Below are 20,666 nucleotides of genomic sequence, written 5' to 3'. Positions count from 1 at the left end.
GGGGAGCGGTTCTCGGGATTGGCCGCAGGATGTGTGGTAGGACAAGCATCCGCGCCAAATGGTTCAACCTGAATTGTTAAGAGGCGCGCATCATGCCTCAAAATTGCCAGATCATTGGCGTCAATTCTGTGACAAATATTGAGCTGGGTAAAGGCGTAATGCCAGCACCAATTATCAGAAATGCGGACTGGTTGGAAAACTTTGCCTCGACCCGCATCACTGGCCGCGTCCTGATGCACATCCGTTGATGCCCGAAGACCTCAGAACGTGCATGCTATGCGGCTTTCGATCCTTGTTCCTTATGTGTACAGGATAGTGGCAATTTGCCGATTTACTAGGGCAAACACCCGTTGGAGGGCGTTTTCAGGATGGATGGCAGGCTTATTTATCTGATGGGGCCCTCCGGTTCAGGCAAGGACAGCCTGATCGAGGCCGCGCGTGAGTCTTTGCGTGCGTTGAACTGCGAAATCATTCGCAGGGTGATTACCCGATCCCCGGAATCGGTGGGTGAGGATGCCATCGGCGTGACGCCCGAAGAGTTCGAGCGACGCCAGCAAGCTGGAGATTTCTCGCTTTCCTGGCAGGCCAATGGGCTGGCCTATGGCATACCGGCAGAAATGGACGAACGGTTACGCGCTGGACGATCCGTGCTGGTGAACGGCTCACGCGCCAATCTGCGTCAGGCGCTTGAGCGCTATCCGACGCTGCTACCGGTGCTGCTGACGGTCAAGGATGAGGTATTGCGTGAACGCCTGCTCAGACGTGGCCGGGAGACGCCTGAGCAGATTGACGCGAGACTGGCGCGCAATGCGCTGTTCAAGGATAGAAGGGCAACTGACTTGCCCGTGCACATGATCGACAACTCGGGCGACCTGAGGGACGCCGTCAAGCAACTGCTGGACGTGATCCGGCTTAACGCAGCACCGGATCAAACTTGATTTTGCGCCCGGCCACCAGGGCGAGCACAAACAACACTGCAAACACGCCGCAGCCAATCAGGGGCAGGGTGACTGAGGTTTCCTCGAACAGCGAAAAATGCACAACGCCACTCAATAAGGCGAGGATCAGAAATCCTGCGGCTGATTTGGACATGCTGTACTCCTGAAGATATTTCAAAAAACCAGACGTTCGGTGTCGCGCGTCGGCAGTGCTTGCTCAGGCTCATTGACGGCCTGCGCAGCGAAGTCGCTCTGATCGCTCAACACCGCCCATTGCGGTGCTTTCTGCACCTGCAAGTAATGCGGCATACGCTGAGCCACCGGTTCAACACTCTCGGGAACAAAATGAAAGCCGACCAGAACCGCCAGTGCGATTGCGTTTGCAAGCAAGAGAGTGCTGTTCATGGGGCGGACTCCGTTTGTGCTGTTATGAGAACAGACAAAGCACCCGGCGTGCCAACAGTCTAACCGCTGTGAAGTCCTTTAAAAACAAGCATTTGCAAGGGTTTTTCATGAGTCGTGGGTTGCAATCTGCAATGATGGCTTTTTGCGGTAGTGCAAATTGCACGGTAAATGTTCCCGCAGCATTGCAAGGCGCCTGCCTACACTTAAAAAGCCCACGGACGACATGACAAATAAAGGGCTGGCCGTTAACATGCACGCCGTCCGTCGCGCCGTGTCCGGCCGCGACAACTCAGTGTCTCAGTAGCTCAATTGGATAGAGCATCCCCCTCCTAAGGGGAAGGTTGGCAGTTCGAACCTGCCCTGGGACACCATCATTCAGAGCCTTGCAACGGTTCGAATAAAAAGCCCCGCACAGGATGATCTGGCGGGGCTTTTTCATGCTCATAATAAGTGGCTCAGTTCAGTGCTCCGCCGTCGGCCTTGCCAATTGAGGTGCTGACTTCGATCACATGCCGGCGCCCGTTGACCTCGTAACTGCGCCCATCTGCATCAACGTCCGGTTTTCGCAGTGCCAGTTGTGCAAACAAGCCGTGTTTTTCGTCGTAGCTGCCAAACCAGTCAATCAGTTTTCCGATGTAGCATTCGTTACCGATAATCACCGGCAGGTCGAAAACATCTTCCACCGAGTAATGCACCGGGCCGTAACTGTAGTAATCGCTCTCGCCTGCGCCTGTTGCAGGAATCGGGCAAAGAGGCGTGCGCTGAGTGTCCGGTTTATGGGGGCGTGCTTCGTTCGCCTTGGTGATTGCCTGATTGAGCGTAAGCCGCAGATCAGGCTCCAACTCAAAGGTGCTGGTGCCGTCATCCTTGTGTTGGGTGGTGGGCACGTTCAAGTAGTAGCCATATCGCACCGTTACGGTGGGGACTTCACGGTTGATCTTCAATGGATTGAGCAAGTAGATGTGATCAGCGCCGTAGGCACCGTTGCGGTAGGCGAGGTAAATATTACCCCGAGCCTTGATCCAGTACGCCGATTGGTTGGCTCCGCGATCATTGGTATAGAACAGCGCGCTTTCAGGTTCAGGAGACCTTTTGACAAAATGGTCACCGTCTCGGCGCCAGGTTTCCACGTAGGTAAACATGCCGGTGCCACCGGCGTAAGTCTGGACGATCAGGTCTCGTTGCCCGTCGCCGTCCATGTCCAGCAACGAGTAGGAGGTTTGACCGGTTTCTGCTGCCGCATCGATTTCGGTGGCGGTCAATGCCTTCCATTCATCCGCTGTAACGCCTTTGGGAATCGAAGCTGGAAAGTGCGTTTGCTCGCTGGGGTTTTCTTTGTCGGAGTCGCCTGAAAACGATGTCTCTTCAGAGTTGAAAGCCAGTGAAGCCAGCACTCGTTCAGCCGCCACCTCGCGATTGCCGCCCTCGCTGGCCGCTTGAATGCTGCGTTGCAGATCTTCCAGAACCTGTTTGTCGATGCCGGTCGGTCTGTGCGCAATGGCATCCATCTGCTGCGCCTGTAATAACTTCAGCCGGTCACGATAACTTTGTTCAAGGCAAGCAATATCCGCTTCGCACTGATTACGTGTCTTGAGCCACAACCGTTGTGTGCGCTTGAGTTCAGATTGCTCATCACCGGAGATCTTCATCAGCTCCCGATAAGACGCACCCATCTGCGCATCCAGCGCATACAACCCTTTATCCGCACAGACAGCCTTCTCCACGGCACTCGCCGCTTTCGCACAATCCATTCCGCCCGCCATCGCCTGCTGGAAAAACAGCAGCGCACAGGCGGACATGATGCAACGTCCTTTGATGTACACGAGATAAACCTTGTAGGGGGAAAGGTGAGTCGGTGCGCAGGTTAATCGCTGCGCAAGGAATCTTGAAGTGTCCGCTTCAGAGAACGTCACTTGTGGCCGATAACCCACTCGGTGACTTAAAAGTCGCGTGGAAATCGCTTGATAGCATTTGGCCGGCAGCTATCATCTGCGCGCCTGAAATTGCCCTCACTTCAATTGCCTGGAAATCCTCGATGCTGTCGTATCACCAAAAGAGTTTTCTGATCGTCGATGATTTCTCGGATTTCCGCAGTTCCGTACGCTCGATGCTGCGTGAGCTGGGGGTCAAGGATGTGGATACCGCCGATACCGGCGAGCAGGCGCTGAAGATGTGTGCGCAGAAGTCCTACGATTTCATTCTGCAGGATTTCCACCTCGGCGACGGCAAGAAGAACGGCCAGCAGGTGCTCGAAGACCTGATGTCGGAAAAGCTCATCAGCCATGAAGCGGTGTTCGTCATGGTGACGGCCGAGACCAGTCAGGCGATGGTACTCAGTGCACTGGAGCATGAGCCGGATGCTTACCTGACCAAGCCGTTCAACCGTTCCGGCCTGGCCCAGCGCCTGGAGCGTCTGGAGCAGCGCAAGACGTTGCTCAAACCGATTCTGCAAGCGCTTGATCGTGGTAAACCGGTCGAGGTGCTCAATGCCTGTATTGCGCTGTGCAAGCAGGACATCCGTTATTCGCCGCTGTGCCTGCGTTATCGCGCCGATGCGCTGCGCGACATGAACCAGAACGAAGCCCTTGAGCGCCTCTACGACAGCATCATCGCTGACCGGCCGTTGCCGTGGGCGTTTGCCGGGTTGGGCAAGTTGTTGTTCAAGCGTGGGCAAGTGGCGCAGGCCAAGGGTGTCTACGAAAAAGCGCTGAAAGTGTTCCCGATGATGCCGGCGCTGTACGACGGCATGGCCGATGTGCTGGTCGCCGAGGGCGATACCAAAGGCGCGCAGCGGGTGTTGGAGGAGGCGATTCGCTTGTCGCCGCTGGCGGTGCGCCGGCAGGCGTTGCTCGGCAAACTGGCAATGGCCAACGAAGACTTCGACACCGCGTCCCGCGCTTATCGGCAGGCCGTGGCGCAAGGCGCTCAGTCGCGTTTCAAGGATCCGGAAAGCAACCTCGGCCTGGCCCATGCCTTGATCAGCAAGGGCAGTGAGCGCGGCCTCGACACGCGCACGCGGCTGGAGATCAACACCACGCTCAGCGCCGTCGCCAAAGAGAACCCGTCTGACCCCGGCCTGCAGATTCGTGCGCGCCTGATGAAGGCCACCAGTCTGCTACTCAACGATGCCGAGACCGCCGACAAGCTCACCGAGCAAGCACTGATGCGCCTCGACGGCATGGAGCAGTTCATGAGCCCTGAAGCGGCGCTGCTGGTCGCCAAGCAATTGCAGATGCTCGGTCAGGCCGAGGCAGGCACTTCGATGCTCAAGAGCTGTGCGGAGATCTACGGCGACGATCCGGCGGTGATGAAAGACATCGCCAAGCTCACCGACGACCCGACTATCCTCAGTTCGAGCAACGCCGCCGCCGACCTCAACCGTCAGGGCGTGCGCGTGTACAAGACCGGCAACCTGGTGGAGGCCCGCGAGGTGTTCCGCAAGGCGCTGAAGATGCAACCGAAGAACATCAGTATCGCGCTGAACATGGCCCAGTCGCTGCTGCATGGCACCGACACCAGTGTGCCGTCGGCGGAGCTGGAAGAATGTCGGGCCTGCCTGAAAATGGTCGGCCTGATGCCCGACACCGACGCGCGCTATGCGCGTTATCAGAAGCTGAAAAGCAAGGCGTTTGGCGAATGAATCACGACGAGCAGGCGCTGGATTTCTCCACGGTGATCGCCTCCACCGTTCACGACATGAAGAACTCGCTGGCGATGCTGATGCAAGCCCACAGCCAATGGTTGGCGCGCTTGCCCGAAGGGCAGCGCGGTGGGGCGGAGCAGGGTGTGATCGATTTCGAGTTCGCCCACCTCAACGGCATGCTGGTGCAGTTGCTCGGGCTGTACAAGCTCGGCGTCAACCAGTTGCCGCTGCAGCCGGCGTATCACGAGCTGGATGATTTCATCGAGGCGCAACTGGCCGCGCATCAAGAGGTGTTCGCCAGTCGCGGGATCATCGCCACCTACGAAGTCGATCCGCTGAGCCCGCTGGGTTTCTTTGATCGCGAACTGGTTGCGTCGGTATTGGGCAACTGCATCAACAACGCCATTCGTTATGCCCGCGAGTCGCTGCTGATTACCGTCAGTGACGAGGCCGGACAACTGGTGTTGAGCATCAACGATGACGGCGACGGTTACCCGGCCGAGATGCTCGAGCGTCAGGCCGACTACGTGCAGGGCATCAATCACAGCAGCGGCAGCACCGGGTTGGGTCTGTATTTCGCCAGCCGCATTGCTGCGCTGCATCAGCGCAATGGCGTGGTCGGGCACACCGAAATTCGCAATGGCGGACCATTGGGTGGCGGGGTGTTCAGCCTCTACCTGCCCTGAAGGCATGCCCCCTGTAGGAGCTGCCGCAGGCTGCGATCTTTTGATCTTAAAAACAAAGTCAAAAGATCGCAGCCTTCGGCAGCTCCTACAGGGAAAAATGTCAGGTGGTTTTTTTGTTTGACGCTGCTTGATATTCCGAACAGCCGGAGCCTATTTTGTACGGTCGCCGTTCGCGGCTCGCACAATAACAAGGATTGCGTCATGACAACCGATGGCCAGCGTTCACTCGCGCAGCGACTGACCGGCATTGATGAGATTGAATGTGTCACGCCGGATTTGAACGGCGTGCCGCGCGGCAAGGTGATGACCGCCGAGGGTTTCCTCGAAGGGCGGCGTTTGCAGATGGCGCGGGGTGTGCTGCTGCAATGCATCATGGGCGGGTATCCGCCGGCGCGTTTTTACGGCAGCGATGACGGCGACCTCGCGCTGGTGGCCGAGCCGAGCATGATCCATCCCCTGCCATGGAGCGACGAGCCACGTGCCCTGGCCATCTGCGATGCCGACGAACTGAGCGGTGAAAGCTCCAATCTGTCGACCCGTGGCCAACTCAAGAAAGTCATCGCCCGTTACGCCGCACGCGGTCTGGCGCCGGTAGTGGCGACCGAGCTGGAATTCTTCGTCTTCGCGCCGAACACCGATCCGACCCAGCCGTTCCGTCCGCCAGTCGGCCTCGACGGGCGTCGCGAGGATGGTCAGTCGGCGTTCAGCGTCAGTTCCAACAATGGTCTGCGGCCATTCTTCAGCGAAGTCTATAAATGCATGGCAGCCCTCGGTCTGCCGCGCGATACCTTCATGCATGAAATGGGCGTCAGCCAGTTCGAGATCAACTTGCTGCACGGTGATCCGCTGTTGCTCGCCGATCAGACCTTCCTGTTCAAACACCTGCTCAAGGAAGTCGCGCTCAAGCATGGTCTGAGCGTGGTGTGCATGGCCAAACCGCTGGCGCACACACCGGGCAGTTCGATGCACATTCACCAGAGCCTGGTCGAGATCGCCACCGGCAACAACGTGTTCAGTGACGAGAGTGGCCAGCCAACCGCGATGTTCCGCCATTTCATCGGCGGGCAGCAGGCGGGCATGGCCGATTTCACCGCGCTGTTTGCGCCGAACGTGAACTCCTATCAGCGTCTGTGTCACCCGTATGCGTCGCCGAACAACGCCTGCTGGTCCCATGACAACCGCGCCGCAGGGCTGCGAATTCCGGCCAGTTCGCCGGTGGCCCGGCGAGTCGAAAACCGCTTGCCCGGCGCCGATGCCAACCCGTATCTGGCGATTGCCGCGAGTCTGGCCGCCGGCTTGCATGGGATCGAGCATGAATTGGAGCCGACCGCGGCGATTCAGGGCGAATTCGAAGTGCCGGACAATCTTTCGTTGCCGTGTACCTTGCATGCCGCGCTCGAGCGTCTGAAACGTAGCCAATTGGCCAGGGAACTGTTCGGACAGGAGTTCATCGAAGGCTACATCGCTTCGAAGACCATGGAGTTGACCAGCTTCTTTGATGAAATCACTCCCTGGGAACGGCGTGTTCTAGCAGCCCAGGCCTGACTAACTGTCGCCGTCGGGCTATCGTCTTGATAGTCCGATACTCACTGCAAGGAGCCGCTCGGAACGCCGATGCGCCAAATCTGGAAATCCTTTCGAGCGCTGTATTTCGCCTCGCTGATGATGTTGATCGGCTCGGGCCTTCTATCCACTTATCTGGCATTGCGCCTGGCCGCTGACCATGTCGACGGACTGTGGGTCGGTGCGCTGATGGCGGCCAACTATTTCGGCCTGGTGCTGGGCGGCAAGATCGGTCACCGGCTGATTGCCCGGGTTGGACACATTCGCGCTTATTCGGCGTGTGCCGGGATCGTCGGCGCGGCGGTGCTCGGGCATGGCCTGGTCGACTGGCTGCCGGCGTGGCTGGTGCTGCGGACCATCGTCGGTCTGGGCATGATGTGCCAGTACATGGTGATCGAGAGCTGGCTCAACGAGCAGGCCGACGCCAACCAGCGCGGGCTGGTGTTTAGCGGCTACATGATCGCTTCGTATCTGGGGCTGGTACTCGGCCAGCTGATTCTGGTCATGCACCCGGGCCTCGGTCTGGAGCTGCTGATGCTGGTCGCGCTGTGTTTTGCCCTGTGTCTGGTGCCGGTGGCGCTGACCCGACGGATTCACCCGGCGCCGCTGCATCCGGCCCCGATGGAACCGCGCTTCTTTATCAAGCGGGTGCCGCAGTCGTTGAGCACGGTGCTGGGCGCTGGCCTGATCATCGGCTCGTTCTACGGTCTGGCGCCGCTGTATGCCTCGCAGCAGGGGCTGTCGACCGAGCAGGTCGGTCTGTTCATGGGTAGCTGCATTTTTGCCGGACTGCTGGTGCAGTGGCCACTGGGCTGGTTGTCTGACCGTTATGACCGCGCACTGCTGATTCGCTGTTTTGCCGGGTTCCTGGCGGTGGCGGCGTTGCCGCTGGCGATCCTGCCGCAGGTGCCGCTGGAAGTTCTGTTTGTCGTCGGGTTCATGTGTTCGCTGGTGCAGTTCTGCCTGTATCCGCTGGCGGTGGCGTTCTCCAACGACCACGTCGAGGGCGATCGCCGGGTGTCGCTGACGGCGATGCTGCTGGTGACCTACGGGGTCGGTGCGAGCATCGGCCCGCTGCTGGCCGGTGTGCTGATGAAACTCTTCGGCAGTCAGAGCCTGTACGCGTTCTTCAGTTTCTTTGCGCTGGTGCTGGTGTGGCGCATCCGCCCGAAAGCGGTGACCAATCTGCATCAGGTCGACGACGCACCGCTGCATCACGTGGCGATGCCGGACAGCATGTCCAGCTCGCCGTTGGTGGCTGCCCTCGACCCACGGGTGGATGAGCAGGTGGTGCAGGAGCAGATGCAGACCACGGTTACGCCGGAACCGGAACCGGAGCCGGAACCCGAAGTGCAGTCCGAAGCGGCGGTGGAAACTGATCCGGCTGATGAGGGCGATAAACCGACACCGGACATCAGTGGGGCCAGACCCTGAGTCGGGTGAGGGTAAGGCTGTTCAGAGGCAAACACTGTAACTGTGGCGAGGGAGCTTGCTCCCGCTGGACTGCGCAGCAGGCCCCGCTTGCCAGATAAAGGGCGGGGGCGCTTCGCACCCCAGCGGGAGCAAGCTCCCTCGCCACAGGTGTCCGGTGCTGGCAGAAAAATTTCCGCCATAAAAAAGGGCAGTCCCGCCAGGGACTGCCCTTTCTATTTGCCTGTAGGAATTACAGATCGTCTTTATCGAACCGGCGTGCTTCACGCTGCAGCTGATAAACGAAGCGCTCGACGTTGCGCGCCGCCTGGCCGCTGATGTTGTGGAAACGCAGGCCGGCGAAGGTGATGTTGAGCTTTTCCTCGAAGTGCAGATAACGCAGTTCGACCGAGATGGGCTGATTGCCGAATAGCGGGGCGGCAATCATGCGGTCGTAGACCTGACCCAGTTGCAGGCGGTCGGTGATGTCGCCTTCAAAGCGCAGCTTGCACCCGGTGGCGGAAATATCCAGCAGTTTGCCGTTGATTGGCGCCTTGAGCTTTTCACCACCGAGTTCGACGCTGACCAGGTCTGTCAGCTTCAGGGCCGCGCGAAAGGCGTTGCGGCGCTGGTGGTAAACCACTTCGGTCGGCAGTTCGCCGGTGTAGAAGCGATCGCCCTCGGACTCTTCAATGTTCAGCGTGCCGGTGCATTCCCAGGCGATGCGCACGCCCTCGTGGAAGCCTTCGACCTTGAACGGTTCGCCCGCCTGCAGAAAGCGCTCGCCATCGCGCGGGATCATCTCGTCCAGGGCAATCGTCGCGGTATCGCGGTCGACCTTGATCAGGTAGCTCTGGAAACGCTGGCTACGCTCGTGGAACGTGATGATCAGCGGATCGTGGCTTTCTTGCAGCTGGCGCAGGTTGCTGGAGATTTCCAGGGGCGTGGTCAGCACCTTTGGTGGCTGCGGACTATCATCCGCGCTTAGGGCGTTTGGCACGTTTTCTCAATCTCCAGACAAAATTTGACTACGACTAGCCAGCATTTTGCCAGCATGTTTCGCGGGTTGATAGTGCAGGCACGTCGAATGGCTCACGCCTGGCTGAGCGTACGCGGCTTGGTGGGTTTGGCGAAAGTGCCCGAGGCGTCATACAACGCGGGTGGCTCGCCCCCGGTGAGGATTTTCAGCTGATTGGCCGTGGCGGCCTGCTGAATCTGAATCGACTGGCCGTTCTTGACGTTGGCCGCCTGGCACTGGGCAATCAGGTCGGTCAGCACGTCGCTCTGGGCCAGCAACTGGTCGCCAATGCTCGACTGGCTGGCCAGTTGCTCCAGACCCTGACGGTCGAGCGGCAGGTTGAGGCTGGCGAGGATTTCGCTGCGCTTGCGGCCATGCTGTTCAAGCAGAATGATCAATGCCTGTTTGCGCGCCAGAATGTCTTCGAGCAAAGGCATGTCACGACCGTGCAAAGCGAGGGACTCGGTTTGCAGCAACTCCAGCAATTGTTGAGCTGGAGCAAAGTCGTCGGTGATCAGTTGCAATAAATTAGTGTCGTGCATGGCTGGCCTTGGGTTTTAAGCGTCCAAAAGCCTGGCGCCGGCAAAAGCCTAGCGCTGGGCTTCGAAGTTGAGCAGTTTGCTGGCTACACGGTTGCTGTCGACTTTATAGCTGCCATCGGCAATCGCTGCTTTCAACTCGGCCACTCGGGCTTTGTCGACGGCAGGCTGATCGCGCAGCTTGTCAGTGACCTTCTGCAACTGTTGAGCCTCATTGCTGAGGTGTACCGATTCCCCGCTTTTTGCGGTACTGGCCGTTTCGGCCTGGGTATTCAGCGGCGCGGAGGTGCCGGATTCGGCGGTTTCCTTGGCGTTGCTGGTACGTGTACTGCCCGTAAGTGACGAGGAGCTGTTCAAACGGCTGAAATCGATGACCATGTTAAAAACCTCTGGGAATTTGGACGCTTGCCATGTTCTCGGCCATTCCCTGGAAAACTTTAGGCTCACTTTGCAATGAGCTGCATGTGCCGAAGCGTGTTCTGCTGCGGCACAGTTTAGGGAAGCATCGAGGCCGGCGCCAGTTTTCTGCCTGAGCGTTTTACATGGCCACTTCCACCTGGCCCGGCGCGATGACTTGCGCCTTGATCACCCGGTTGGAATTGAGGTTTTTCACCCGGATCTGTTCTTTCAAACCGCCATTGGCCAGGGCTTCGCCGGGCATGCGCACGGCGAGCGTACCGCTACGGGCGATGATGACCACCTGATCACCCTTGCGCACCACTTCAGCCTGTTCCAGATGCACCAGGGTAATCACCTGATCGGCTACCGTTGGTCGGGTCAATTTCTGCCCGATGGCTTCATCCACCGACGTCAGGAAACCCTGATTGATCTGGCTGATGTCGCGTTCACGCAAGGTCACATCCTGCGGTTCGATAATTCCGGCGCGTTTCAGCGGTCGGGTGGTAGTGACAATCTCGCGAAACAGGCGGACTTGAGCGGGCACAAACACCGTCCAGGGCGAGCTTCCTTCGCACCGGACCTTGACCGTAACCCGACCCAGCGGACGGGCCGGACTCTCCAGCGACGCTGTCAATTCCTTGTCGCACATAGGCATGCGCATACGTGGATCGAGCTGGTTGACCTCGATTTCGTAGCGGCCTTCCGTTTGACTGGTAGCCAGATAGTCTTCTACGGTGAACTCAAGAAAGCCTTGGGTGACGCCGATAAGCATGTCAGGCAAGGTAACCGTATCTGCACCGGCAGGGCTGCCAGCGAAAAACAAACAGACGGCAGACGTCGCGCACAGCGCTTTGCGGGTGCGGGAGGTCAGGCGTCGGAAAAATGTCGTTTGAGCGTTCATACGAGTTAAAAAGCAAGCGCCGTGCCGTTTAGCAATGAATGTGCGTCGCAACAACACTTGGCGTTGGTGTAGGAGTCTGGGCATGGCTGGTGTAATGGATTCGGTGAACCAGCGCACGCAACTGGTAGGGCAGAATCGCCTGGAGCTGTTGTTGTTCCGTCTCGACGGTCAACAGCTCTACGGCATCAACGTGTTCAAGGTGCGGGAAGTGCTGCAATGCCCGTCGCTGACGTTGATGCCCAAGTCCAGTCCTGTCGTGTGCGGGGTGGCGAATATCCGGGGGGCGACCATTCCGATCCTTGATCTGGCAATGGCGACCGGTTCCGGGGCGTTGAAAGACAAGAACAGTCCGTTCGTGATCATCACGGAGTACAACACCAAGACCCAGGGTTTCCTGGTTCGCTCGGTGGAGCGCATCGTCAACATGAACTGGGAAGAGATCCATCCGCCGCCCAAGGGCACAGGTCGCGATCACTACTTGACCGCTGTGACTCGGGTCGACAATCAGTTAGTCGAAATCATTGATGTCGAGAAGGTGCTGGCGGAAGTCGCGCCGACGCCCGAGGCGATTTCGGTCGGCGTGGTCGATGTCGAAACCCAGAGCAAAGCGTTGTCGCTGCGGGTGCTGACCGTCGATGACTCGTCGGTGGCGCGCAAGCAGGTCACGCGTTGCCTGCAGACGATCGGGGTCGAAGTGGTGGCGCTGAACGACGGCAAGCAGGCACTGGATTACCTGCGCAAGCTGGTCGAAGAAGGCAAGAAGCCGGAAGAAGAGTTCCTGATGATGATTTCCGACATCGAGATGCCGGAGATGGACGGGTACACCCTGACGGCGGAGATCCGCAGCGACCCGCGCATGCAAAAGCTTCATATCATCCTGCATACTTCGTTGTCGGGGGTATTCAATCAGGCGATGGTCAAGAAAGTCGGTGCCGATGACTTCCTGGCCAAATTCCGTCCTGATGACCTGGCATCCCGGGTAGTCGACCGGATCAAAGCAGCAGATATCAGCTAGGGACCTTTTGTCCCTGGCGGTCAACACGATTTAAGAGGCGGCATCATTGTCTACGGGTAATTTGGATTTCGAACAATTCCGGGTCTTCCTGGAAAAAGCCTGTGGCATTTTGCTCGGTGAAAACAAGCAGTACCTGGTCTCGAGCCGTCTCAACAAACTGATGGAGCAGCAAGGCATCAAGTCCCTGGGTGAGCTGGTACAGCGCATCCAGACCCAGCCGCGCAGCGGTTTGCGCGAGCAGGTGGTCGATGCCATGACGACCAACGAAACCCTGTGGTTTCGGGACACCTATCCGTTTGAAGTCTTGAAGAACAAGGTGCTGCCCGAGGCGATCAAGGCCAGTCCCAACCAGCGTTTGCGGATCTGGTCGGCGGCGTGCTCGTCGGGTCAGGAACCGTATTCGCTGTCGATGTCGATCGATGAGTTCGAGCGCAGCAACCTCGGTCAGTTGAAGATGGGCGTGCAGATCGTTGCCACGGACTTGTCCGGCAGCATGCTGACCAACTGCAAGACCGGCGAGTACGACAGCCTGGCGATCGGTCGCGGTTTGTCCGCCGATCGTCTGCAGCGCTACTTCGACCCGAAAGGGCCGGGGCGCTGGGTGATCAAGGCGCCGATCAAGAACCGGGTGGAATTCCGTTCGTTCAACCTGCTCGACAGCTACGCGAGTCTGGGCAAGTTCGACATCGTGTTCTGCCGCAACGTGCTGATCTACTTCTCCGCCGAGGTGAAGAAAGACATCCTGTTGCGCATTCACAGCACGCTGAAGCCGGGCGGGTATCTGTTCCTTGGCGCGTCCGAAGCGCTGAACGGTTTGCCGGATCATTACCAGATGGTCCAGTGCAGCCCGGGGATCATTTACCAGGCGAAGTGAAACAAAGCATCAGGCATAAAAAAGGGAGCCCCTAGGGCTCCCTTTTTTATGCCTGATGCTTTGTTTCATGTAGGAGCTGCCGAAGGCTGCGATCTTTTGATCTTGATCTTGATTTTAAAAAACAAGATCAAAAGATCGCAGCCTTCGGCAGCTCCTACAGGGGAGGCTAGCGGCAGAAAAGCGGCAGCCAGCGGAAACCGGTTGCCGCTTTTCTGGCATTGCCGCTTTGCCGACTCCTCGCAAAGCCCCGGTTTACGGGGGTTGTTCTGTTTGGCACGGCGCTTGCTAAAGCTCAGGTACGAAAAACCGGTCACCCGAAGGTTCCCGACATGAGCATCAGCTTCGATAAAGCGCTCGGCATTCACGAAAAGGCATTGGGCTTCCGCGCCCAGCGCGCTGAAGTGTTGGCCAACAACATCGCCAACGCCGATACCCCGAACTACAAGGCTCGGGATCTGGACTTCTCCAAAGTGCTCGAAGCACAGACCCAGAAGAACGCCAACGGCACCATCGCCCTGAACATGACCAACAGCCGTCACATCGAAGCTGAAGGCCTGGGCAATGGCGACGAGTCGCTGATGTATCGCACGCCGATGCAGCCTTCGATCGACCAGAACACCGTGGACGCTCAGCTTGAGCAGTCGAACTACGCGGAAAACGCGGTCGGCTTCCAGGCCAGCTTCACCCTGCTCAACAGCAAATTCAAAGGGCTGGTGTCAGCCCTGCGCGGAGAGTAATCCATGTCCCTGTCCAGCGTTTTCAACATTGCCGGCAGCGGCATGAGCGCACAAACCACGCGTCTGAACACCGTGGCTTCGAACATCGCCAACGCCGAAACCGTTTCGTCGAGCATCGATCAGACCTACCGCGCCCGTCACCCGGTGTTCGCCACCATGTTCCAGGGCGGCCAGAACACTGGCAGCAACTCGCTGTTCCAGAGCCAGGACGCCGCAGGGCAGGGCGTGCAGGTACTCGGCGTGGTCGAAGACCAGAGCAACCTCGAAGCGCGTTACGAGCCGAACCATCCGGCCGCTGACGCCAAGGGCTACGTCTACTACCCGAACGTCAACGTGGTGGAAGAGATGGCTGACATGATTTCCGCCAGCCGTTCGTTCCAGACCAACGCCGAAATGATGAACACCGCCAAAACCATGATGCAGAAGGTACTGACCCTCGGTCAGTAATAAGGGGCGACTGCCATGAGCGTTACCGATACCACCAGCAGCCTGAGCATGAATGACATCCTGGCGAACTCGTCGAAGAAGACCAGTTCGACCGCCGATGGCATTGCTTCTGCGACTAACAGTTCCACCGGCGGCCAGGCGCTCGGCAAGGATGCGTTCCTGCAACTGCTGGTTACCCAGTTGAAGAACCAGAATCCGCTCGACCCGCAGGACAACAGCGCCTTCGTTGCGCAGTTGGCGCAGTTCAGCAGTCTGGAAGGCATCACCACGCTTAACAGCACCGTCAGCTCGCTGGCCGGCAACTACAACTCCTCGCAGGCCCTGCAGGCGTCGTCGCTGGTAGGCCGCAACGTGATCGTGCAGACCAACACCGTTCAATTGGACGACCCGAGCAAAGGCATGACCGGTTCGGTCACCGTTCCGTCGTCGATTGCCGGCGGCACCGTCAGCATTACCGACAGCAGCGGCACGGTGGTTCGCACCATCGATCTGGGCAGTCGCGCCGCAGGCAGCGCAAGCTTCACCTGGGACGGCAAGGACAAGGACGGCAATCTGGTGAAGACCGGTACCTACACCGTCAAAGCCAACGCCTCGATCAATGGCACCGCGACCGATATGGCGACCTACCTGCCAGCCACGGTCAACAGCGTGACCATCAGCCAGACCGGTGGCGAGCTGATGCTCAACCTGTCCGGCAAGGGCACCGTCGCCCTGTCCAAAGTACAAACCATTGGTATATAGAGCCGACTAACCGGCACAAAGGAGTGGAATATGTCTTTCAATATCGGCCTTAGCGGTCTCTATGCAGCCAACAAACAACTGGACGTGACCGGCAACAACATCGCCAACGTCGCGACCGCCGGTTTCAAATCGTCCCGTGCAGAATTCGAAGACGTCTACTCGGCCACTCGCCTGGGTAGCGGCAGCAAAGTCATCGGCAACGGTGTGCGCCTGGCCAACGTGTCCCAGCAGTTCACCCAGGGTGACATCAACAACACCGGCAACGTGTTGGACATGGGTATCAACGGTTCCGGTTTCTTCACCATGAGCAACAACGGCGCGATCACCTACACCCGTGCCGGTACGTTCAAGGTCGACAATGCCGGTTTCATCACCAACACTGACTACACCTCGCGTCTGCAAGGTTACGGTGTGGACGCTAACGGCAAGATCATCAACGGTGTGTTGACCGACCTGAAGATCGACACTTCAAACCTGGCGCCGAAATCGACTTCGTTGGTGACTTCAAGCATCAACCTGAACTCGTCGGCACCCGTGATCGACGACACAGCGGCGGCAGGCAAGTTCGACCCGGCAAAACTCGAAACCTACACCAAGTCCTTCAGCACGCCTATCTATGACTCTCAGGGCAACTCGCACGTCATGGATCAGTACATGGTGAAAACCGGCCAAAACACCTGGAAAGTCTACACCCTGGTGGACGGGCGCAATCCAGATGCAACCGGCAGCGATCCAACCAAGACCGCCCCGACTGCTTCGACACTGACGTTCGACAGTTCGGGCAATCTCACTCAGGTCAGCACGCCTAACCCGGCAGATCCGACCAAGCCGATCATCAGCAGCGACCTGAAGCTGACCGGCTGGGTACCGGGTACCGTGACCAACGGCACCTTCACGCCAAACGGCGCGTCTGCCAACACCAATGGCGTGACCATATCCATGGCCAAGACCACTCAGTTCAACGCTGACACCGCCCGTTCGATCCCGACTCAGGATGGTTACGCCACTGGTCAGATCACCAACCTGACCATCGACGGCACAGGCACGTTGTTCGCCAACTTCAGCAACAACCAGAGCAAGGCCATCGGCCAGGTTGCGCTGGCCAGCTTCACCAACGAACAAGGCTTGCAGGCGGTCGGCGGTACCAGCTGGAAAGAGACTTTTGCCTCGGGTATCCCGGGTTACGATGCGCCGGAAACCGGTACGCTGGGTTCGATCGCGTCCAACTCGCTGGAAGAGTCGAACGTTAACCTGACCAACGAGCTGGTGGACCTGATCAAGGGCCAGAGCAACTATCAGGCGAACGCCAAGACCATTTCGACCCAGAGCACTATCATGCAGACCATCATTCAGATGACCTGATTGCGATTTCTGGTTGTGCAAGGGAGCCCCTCTTTTTGAGGGGCTTTTTTGTGGGCTATTGTTTTGTGGGCTTATCCGTTGCTGCGGTAACGGCTACTTAGGGTTTCGCCCTTACGGCGAGTCACCTTTTCCAAGCGCCGGAGTGCCGGCCCAGCGAAAAGGTAACCCAAAAGGCTTGGCCCCAGCGTTCGGCCCTCGCCGTGGCTCGGGTTCCTTCGCTACGGTATTCATCCGGGGGGCATCGCCTACGGTTTGCTTCGCTGCACCTCCTCTCGATGTGTTTGGCTTCGCCAAACGGTCGCTGCGCTCCCACCCCCGGATAAATCCCTACACTCAGCCTGCCGAAGGGGCCGGTAAGGCAAGATCAAGAGCTGCAGCCGAGCTTGCGCTCATCCTGTTGAGTGGTGAAAAGCATGCGCTTGGCTTTTGCTCTTCTGTGGAATCCAGCCTGCTGGCGATGGCGGCCCGCGAGCTAACTAATCTCCGTCAGATTCACGTAATCACTGTAGGAGCTGCCGAAGGCTGCGATCTTTTGATCTTTGGCTGTAGCAGTAGAGATCAAAAGATCGCAGCCTCGTTGCACTCGACAGCTCCTACAGGTAAATGGCGGACAAAAGAAAACCCCCGACAAACCAGAAGTCTGTCGGGGGTTTCTTTTGTCTGGAAGAATCAGGCGTCTCGCGACGCCTGACCCGGCTCAGCTTATTGGCAAGCTTCGCAATCCGGCTCGTCGATCGCGCAAGCCTTTGGCACTGGCGCTGGACCGGCTGGAGCTGCCAGAACCGAATCGTCGCCGTGGTTGCCGCCGCTGGAAACAGCGTTCAGCTTGCCGGTGTTGATGGTCGACTTCTCGGTGCTGGTCGCGGCCAGGGCACGGAGGTAGTAAGTGGTTTTCAGACCACGGTACCAGGCCATGCGGTAGGTCACGTCGAGCTTCTTGCCCGAGGCGCCGGCGATGTACAGGTTCAGCGACTGGGCCTGGTCGATCCACTTCTGACGACGGCTTGCCGCGTCAACGATCCACTTGGTGTCGACTTCGAACGCGGTCGCGTAGAGCTCTTTGAGTTCTTGCGGGATGCGCTCGATCTGCTGAACCGAACCGTCGTAGTACTTCAGGTCGTTGATCATGACCGAGTCCCACAGACCGCGAGCCTTGAGGTCGCGAACCAGGTACGGGTTGATCACGGTGAATTCGCCCGACAGGTTCGATTTCACATACAGGTTCTGGTAGGTCGGTTCGATCGACTGCGATACGCCAGTGATGTTGGCGATGGTCGCGGTCGGTGCAATGGCCATGATGTTGGAGTTACGAATGCCTTTCTGTACACGGGCGCGAACCGGTGCCCAGTCCAGGGTTTCATTCAGGTCAACGTCGATGTACTTCTGGCCGCGTTGTTCAATCAGGATCTGTTGCGAATCCAGCGGCAGGATGCCTTTGGACCACAGCGAACCGTTGAAGGTCTCGTACGCGCCGCGTTCGTCAGCCAGGTCGCAGGACGCCTGGATCGCGTAGTAGCTGACCGCTTCCATCGACTTGTCGGCGAACTCGACGGCAGCGTCGGAACCGTAAGGGATGTGCTGCAGGTACAGCGCGTCCTGGAAGCCCATGATGCCCAGACCGACCGGACGGTGGCGGAAGTTGGAGTTCTTCGCTTGCGGCACCGAGTAGTAGTTGATGTCGATCACGTTGTCGAGCATGCGCACGGCGGTGTTCACGGTGCGTTGCAGCTTGGCGGTGTCCAGCTTGCCGTCGACGATGTGGTTCGGCAGGTTGATCGAGCCCAGGTTGCAAACGGCGATCTCGTCCTTGTTGGTGTTCAAGGTGATCTCGGTGCACAGGTTCGAGCTGTGAACCACGCCGACGTGCTGCTGCGGGCTACGCAGGTTGCACGGGTCTTTGAAAGTCAGCCATGGGTGGCCGGTTTCGAACAGCATGGACAGCATTTTGCGCCACAGGTCTTTGGCCTGGATGGTCTTGAACAGCTTGACCTTGCCCGGGTACTCGGTCAGGGCTTCGTAGTACTCGTAGCGCTCTTCGAAGGCTTTACCGGTCAGGTCGTGCAGGTCCGGTACTTCGGATGGCGAGAACAGGGTCCACTTGCCGTCATCGAAGACACGCTTCATGAACAGGTCAGGGATCCAGTTGGCGGTGTTCATGTCGTGGGTACGACGACGATCATCACCGGTGTTCTTGCGCAGTTCGATGAACTCTTCGATGTCCATGTGCCAGGTTTCCAGGTAGGCACACACAGCGCCTTTGCGCTTGCCACCCTGGTTAACGGCTACGGCGGTATCGTTCACCACTTTGAGGAACGGAACCACGCCTTGCGACTTGCCGTTGGTGCCTTTGATGTACGAACCCAGGGCGCGCACAGGGGTCCAGTCGTTGCCCAGGCCGCCAGCGAATTTCGACAACATGGCGTTGTCGTGGATCGCGTGGTAGATGCCCGACAGGTCGTCCGGAACGGTGGTCAGGTAGCAGCTCGACAGCTGTGGACGCAGGGTACCGGCGTTGAACAGGGTCGGAGTCGAAGCCATGTAGTCAAAGGACGACAGCAGGTTGTAGAACTCGATCGCACGGTCTTCTTTCTGCTTCTCTTCGATCGCCAGGCCCATGGCCACGCGCATGAAGAAGATCTGCGGCAGTTCGAAACGCACGCCATCCTTGTGGATGAAGTAACGGTCGTACAGGGTCTGCAGGCCCAGGTAGGTGAATTGCTGATCGCGCTCGTGGTTGATCGCCTTGCCCAGTTTTTCCAGGTCGAAGGTGGCCAGCACAGGGTTCAGCAGTTCGAACTCGATACCTTTGGCGATGTAAGCCGGCAGCGCCTTGGCGTACAGGTCGGCCATTTCGTGGTGAGTGGCGCTTTCGGCCACTTCGAGGAAGCCCAGGCCTTCGGCACGCAGGGTGTCCATCAGCAGGCGGGCGGTGACGAACGAGTAGTTCGGCTCACGCTCGACCAGGGTACGCGCGGTCATCACCAGCGCGGTGTTGACGTCGTTCAGAGCCACGCCGTCGTACAGGTTTTTCAGGGTTTCGCGCTGGATCAGGTCGCCGTCGACTTCAGCCAGGCCTTCGCAGGCTTCGGTAACGATGGTGTTCAGGCGGCCCATGTCCAGCGGCGCGAGGCTGCCGTCGGCACGGGTGATGCGGATCGACGGGTGCGCGTCGACCGCAGCTTCTACCGGCGCATGGGCTGCGCGTTCTTTCGAGCGGCCGTCACGGTAGATCACGTAGTCGCGAGCGACTTTCTGCTCGCCGGCACGCATCAGGGCCAGTTCGACCTGGTCCTGGATTTCTTCGATGTGGATGGTGCCGCCCGAAGGCATGCGACGCTTGAAGGTCGCGGTGACTTGTTCGGTCAGGCGGGCAACGGTGTCGTGGATTCGCGACGAAGCGGCAGCGGTGCCGCCCTCAACTGCGAGAAACGCTTTGGTGATAGCGACGGTGATCTTGTCATCGGTGTAAGGAACGACAGTGCCATTACGCTTGATCACGCGCAGTTGACCAGGCGCGGTGGCGGCCAGATCCGAATTCGAATCGGCGGCCTGCGGCAAGGTGCCCTGCGGGTTCTCGCGAGTTGTGTCGGTTTGCATGGGGGGTGATCTCCACATTCTCTATGTTTGTTTGAGCACCATCATGGTGCTCACCGTTCTGGTCCGAAGCACTACAACCGACGGGCGTCGGGCATAACAACTTCGGATCAGTAGGAAAAAGGCTAATGACGCCGCATCCTTGCCGAAGTTTTTGGCTGCGAGCCAGGGGCTCGAGCCGGATTCCTTCCCGGATGACAGTAATGACTGCAACACCCGTACCGTTCCGGTCGTTTCCGACCTGAAAAACGGCGCCATCCGCAAGTGCGGTTTGGGCTTTGAAAAACTTGCTTGGTTCAACCGGAAACTGGCAATAAAGCGCTTGAGTTTCAGGTCCGAAATGTGGTTGGTCGTCTGAGCGGAAAACCCTATATGTAGGGTCTCTCCTCGCGCC

At 58.6% G+C, this 20,666-nt stretch carries 21 protein-coding genes and 1 tRNA gene; 13 read left to right on the top strand and 9 right to left on the bottom strand.

Annotated elements, in window-relative coordinates:
* Positions 1 to 368 precede the first annotated feature (368 nt).
* Positions 369 to 938 (top strand): phosphonate metabolism protein/1,5-bisphosphokinase (PRPP-forming) PhnN, encoded by a 570-nt coding sequence (phnN, locus tag LOY52_RS19880; protein WP_258675710.1) that lies wholly within the window; start codon positions 369 to 371, stop codon positions 936 to 938.
* Here the strand turns inward: phnN and LOY52_RS19875 are convergent.
* The gene (locus tag LOY52_RS19875; RefSeq protein ID WP_258675709.1) at positions 913 to 1,092 is read right to left on the bottom strand and encodes a PA3371 family protein; all 180 of its coding nucleotides are present in this window, start codon (positions 1,090 to 1,092) and stop codon (positions 913 to 915) included. The two genes, phnN and LOY52_RS19875, sit on opposite strands and share 26 nt — an antisense overlap.
* A gap of 20 nt (positions 1,093 to 1,112) precedes the next feature.
* Positions 1,113 to 1,343 (bottom strand): hypothetical protein, encoded by a 231-nt coding sequence (locus LOY52_RS19870; RefSeq protein WP_258675708.1) that lies wholly within the window; start codon positions 1,341 to 1,343, stop codon positions 1,113 to 1,115.
* A 294-nt stretch (positions 1,344 to 1,637) separates the two neighbouring features.
* Here LOY52_RS19870 and LOY52_RS19865 point away from each other — a divergent pair.
* Positions 1,638 to 1,714, top strand: a tRNA-Arg gene (locus LOY52_RS19865).
* Between the two features lie 84 nt (positions 1,715 to 1,798).
* Here the strand turns inward: LOY52_RS19865 and LOY52_RS19860 are convergent.
* Positions 1,799 to 3,142, bottom strand: a complete 1,344-nt coding sequence (locus tag LOY52_RS19860; RefSeq protein ID WP_258675707.1) for a lysozyme inhibitor LprI family protein — start codon at positions 3,140 to 3,142, stop codon at positions 1,799 to 1,801.
* A 236-nt stretch (positions 3,143 to 3,378) separates the two neighbouring features.
* On the opposite strand from LOY52_RS19860, the gene LOY52_RS19855 reads away from it, so the two are divergent.
* The 4 genes from LOY52_RS19855 (at position 3,379) to LOY52_RS19840 (ending at position 8,669) form a co-directional block, all read left to right on the top strand.
* Positions 3,379 to 4,983, top strand: a complete 1,605-nt coding sequence (locus LOY52_RS19855) for a tetratricopeptide repeat-containing response regulator (RefSeq protein WP_003227240.1) — start codon at positions 3,379 to 3,381, stop codon at positions 4,981 to 4,983.
* A complete protein-coding gene (locus tag LOY52_RS19850; protein ID WP_258675706.1) occupies positions 4,980 to 5,672 on the top strand; it encodes a sensor histidine kinase KdpD in 693 nt (230 codons plus the stop codon). The genes LOY52_RS19855 and LOY52_RS19850 overlap by 4 nt, the downstream gene beginning before the upstream one ends.
* Before the next feature lie 303 nt (positions 5,673 to 5,975).
* Positions 5,976 to 7,217, top strand: a complete 1,242-nt coding sequence (locus LOY52_RS19845) for a glutamine synthetase family protein (protein WP_177325707.1) — start codon at positions 5,976 to 5,978, stop codon at positions 7,215 to 7,217.
* Positions 7,218 to 7,286: 69 nt separating this feature from the next.
* Complete coding sequence (locus tag LOY52_RS19840) at positions 7,287 to 8,669, top strand: MFS transporter (RefSeq protein ID WP_258675705.1); 1,383 nt, start codon at positions 7,287 to 7,289, stop codon at positions 8,667 to 8,669.
* A gap of 229 nt (positions 8,670 to 8,898) precedes the next feature.
* On the opposite strand, the gene LOY52_RS19835 is transcribed toward LOY52_RS19840, so the two are convergent.
* The 4 genes from LOY52_RS19835 to flgA form a co-directional block, all read right to left on the bottom strand.
* Complete coding sequence (locus LOY52_RS19835) at positions 8,899 to 9,645, bottom strand: flagellar brake protein (RefSeq protein ID WP_258675704.1); 747 nt, start codon at positions 9,643 to 9,645, stop codon at positions 8,899 to 8,901.
* Between the two features lie 92 nt (positions 9,646 to 9,737).
* A complete protein-coding gene (locus tag LOY52_RS19830) occupies positions 9,738 to 10,205 on the bottom strand; it encodes a flagella synthesis protein FlgN (protein WP_258675703.1) in 468 nt (155 codons plus the stop codon).
* A 48-nt stretch (positions 10,206 to 10,253) separates the two neighbouring features.
* Positions 10,254 to 10,580, bottom strand: a complete 327-nt coding sequence (gene flgM / locus LOY52_RS19825; protein WP_007917589.1) for a flagellar biosynthesis anti-sigma factor FlgM — start codon at positions 10,578 to 10,580, stop codon at positions 10,254 to 10,256.
* 160 nt (positions 10,581 to 10,740) lie between these two features.
* Positions 10,741 to 11,502 (bottom strand): flagellar basal body P-ring formation chaperone FlgA, encoded by a 762-nt coding sequence (gene flgA / locus LOY52_RS19820; RefSeq protein ID WP_081755196.1) that lies wholly within the window; start codon positions 11,500 to 11,502, stop codon positions 10,741 to 10,743.
* Positions 11,503 to 11,584: 82 nt separating this feature from the next.
* Here flgA and LOY52_RS19815 point away from each other — a divergent pair, with 82 nt between their 5' ends.
* The gene (locus LOY52_RS19815) at positions 11,585 to 12,517 is read left to right on the top strand and encodes a chemotaxis protein CheV (RefSeq protein WP_095137138.1); all 933 of its coding nucleotides are present in this window, start codon (positions 11,585 to 11,587) and stop codon (positions 12,515 to 12,517) included.
* Positions 12,518 to 12,563: 46 nt separating this feature from the next.
* Positions 12,564 to 13,391 carry a protein-glutamate O-methyltransferase CheR gene (gene cheR, locus LOY52_RS19810; RefSeq protein WP_007963053.1) on the top strand — a complete coding sequence of 276 codons (828 nt, stop codon included), beginning with the start codon at positions 12,564 to 12,566 and terminating at the stop codon, positions 13,389 to 13,391.
* Between the two features lie 65 nt (positions 13,392 to 13,456).
* Here the strand turns inward: cheR and LOY52_RS19805 are convergent, their stop codons facing one another.
* The gene (locus LOY52_RS19805) at positions 13,457 to 13,705 is read right to left on the bottom strand and encodes a hypothetical protein (RefSeq protein ID WP_258675702.1); all 249 of its coding nucleotides are present in this window, start codon (positions 13,703 to 13,705) and stop codon (positions 13,457 to 13,459) included.
* A gap of 15 nt (positions 13,706 to 13,720) precedes the next feature.
* Here LOY52_RS19805 and flgB point away from each other — a divergent pair, with 15 nt between their 5' ends.
* Genes flgB through flgE form a run of 4 tightly spaced genes read left to right on the top strand, consistent with a single transcriptional unit; the run spans position 13,721 to position 16,678 of the window.
* A complete protein-coding gene (gene flgB / locus LOY52_RS19800; protein WP_007917581.1) occupies positions 13,721 to 14,128 on the top strand; it encodes a flagellar basal body rod protein FlgB in 408 nt (135 codons plus the stop codon).
* Between the two features lie 3 nt (positions 14,129 to 14,131).
* Entirely contained in the window at positions 14,132 to 14,575 is a 444-nt protein-coding gene (gene flgC / locus LOY52_RS19795; RefSeq protein WP_007963049.1) for a flagellar basal body rod protein FlgC, read from the top strand.
* Between the two features lie 15 nt (positions 14,576 to 14,590).
* On the top strand, positions 14,591 to 15,316 hold the full coding sequence (gene flgD, locus LOY52_RS19790; RefSeq protein WP_258675699.1) for a flagellar hook assembly protein FlgD: 726 nt from the start codon (positions 14,591 to 14,593) through the stop codon (positions 15,314 to 15,316).
* Positions 15,317 to 15,346: 30 nt separating this feature from the next.
* Positions 15,347 to 16,678, top strand: coding sequence for a flagellar hook protein FlgE (flgE, locus tag LOY52_RS19785; RefSeq protein ID WP_096796809.1), 1,332 nt, complete (start codon positions 15,347 to 15,349; stop codon positions 16,676 to 16,678).
* 702 nt (positions 16,679 to 17,380) lie between these two features.
* Here the strand turns inward: flgE and LOY52_RS19780 are convergent.
* A complete protein-coding gene (locus LOY52_RS19780; protein ID WP_096796807.1) occupies positions 17,381 to 20,275 on the bottom strand; it encodes a ribonucleoside-diphosphate reductase subunit alpha in 2,895 nt (964 codons plus the stop codon).
* 139 nt (positions 20,276 to 20,414) lie between these two features.
* Here LOY52_RS19780 and LOY52_RS19775 point away from each other — a divergent pair, with 139 nt between their 5' ends.
* Positions 20,415 to 20,630: a hypothetical protein gene (locus LOY52_RS19775; protein ID WP_258675698.1), complete on the top strand. Its 216-nt coding sequence runs from the start codon at positions 20,415 to 20,417 to the stop codon at positions 20,628 to 20,630.
* The last annotated feature ends 36 nt before the right edge of the window (positions 20,631 to 20,666 follow it).

Source organism: Pseudomonas sp. B21-051, from assembly GCF_024748795.1.
GTDB classification, from domain to species: domain Bacteria; phylum Pseudomonadota; class Gammaproteobacteria; order Pseudomonadales; family Pseudomonadaceae; genus Aquipseudomonas; species Aquipseudomonas putida_A.
This window is presented reverse-complemented; position numbering and strand designations above follow the sequence as displayed.

Coding starts and splice junctions, on each gene's coding strand:
- LOY52_RS19815 (WP_095137138.1), top strand. CDS start 11,585: ATGGCTGGTGTAATGGATTCGGTGAACCAGCGCACGCAACTGGTAGGG.
- flgD (WP_258675699.1), top strand. CDS start 14,591: ATGAGCGTTACCGATACCACCAGCAGCCTGAGCATGAATGACATCCTG.
- flgA (WP_081755196.1), bottom strand. CDS start 11,502: ATGAACGCTCAAACGACATTTTTCCGACGCCTGACCTCCCGCACCCGC.
- LOY52_RS19860 (WP_258675707.1), bottom strand. CDS start 3,142: ATGTCCGCCTGTGCGCTGCTGTTTTTCCAGCAGGCGATGGCGGGCGGA.
- LOY52_RS19780 (WP_096796807.1), bottom strand. CDS start 20,275: ATGCAAACCGACACAACTCGCGAGAACCCGCAGGGCACCTTGCCGCAG.
- phnN (WP_258675710.1), top strand. CDS start 369: ATGGATGGCAGGCTTATTTATCTGATGGGGCCCTCCGGTTCAGGCAAG.
- LOY52_RS19840 (WP_258675705.1), top strand. CDS start 7,287: ATGCGCCAAATCTGGAAATCCTTTCGAGCGCTGTATTTCGCCTCGCTG.
- LOY52_RS19855 (WP_003227240.1), top strand. CDS start 3,379: ATGCTGTCGTATCACCAAAAGAGTTTTCTGATCGTCGATGATTTCTCG.
- LOY52_RS19875 (WP_258675709.1), bottom strand. CDS start 1,092: ATGTCCAAATCAGCCGCAGGATTTCTGATCCTCGCCTTATTGAGTGGC.
- flgE (WP_096796809.1), top strand. CDS start 15,347: ATGTCTTTCAATATCGGCCTTAGCGGTCTCTATGCAGCCAACAAACAA.
- LOY52_RS19830 (WP_258675703.1), bottom strand. CDS start 10,205: ATGCACGACACTAATTTATTGCAACTGATCACCGACGACTTTGCTCCA.
- flgC (WP_007963049.1), top strand. CDS start 14,132: ATGTCCCTGTCCAGCGTTTTCAACATTGCCGGCAGCGGCATGAGCGCA.
- flgM (WP_007917589.1), bottom strand. CDS start 10,580: ATGGTCATCGATTTCAGCCGTTTGAACAGCTCCTCGTCACTTACGGGC.
- LOY52_RS19845 (WP_177325707.1), top strand. CDS start 5,976: ATGACCGCCGAGGGTTTCCTCGAAGGGCGGCGTTTGCAGATGGCGCGG.
- LOY52_RS19870 (WP_258675708.1), bottom strand. CDS start 1,343: ATGAACAGCACTCTCTTGCTTGCAAACGCAATCGCACTGGCGGTTCTG.
- LOY52_RS19850 (WP_258675706.1), top strand. CDS start 4,980: ATGAATCACGACGAGCAGGCGCTGGATTTCTCCACGGTGATCGCCTCC.
- flgB (WP_007917581.1), top strand. CDS start 13,721: ATGAGCATCAGCTTCGATAAAGCGCTCGGCATTCACGAAAAGGCATTG.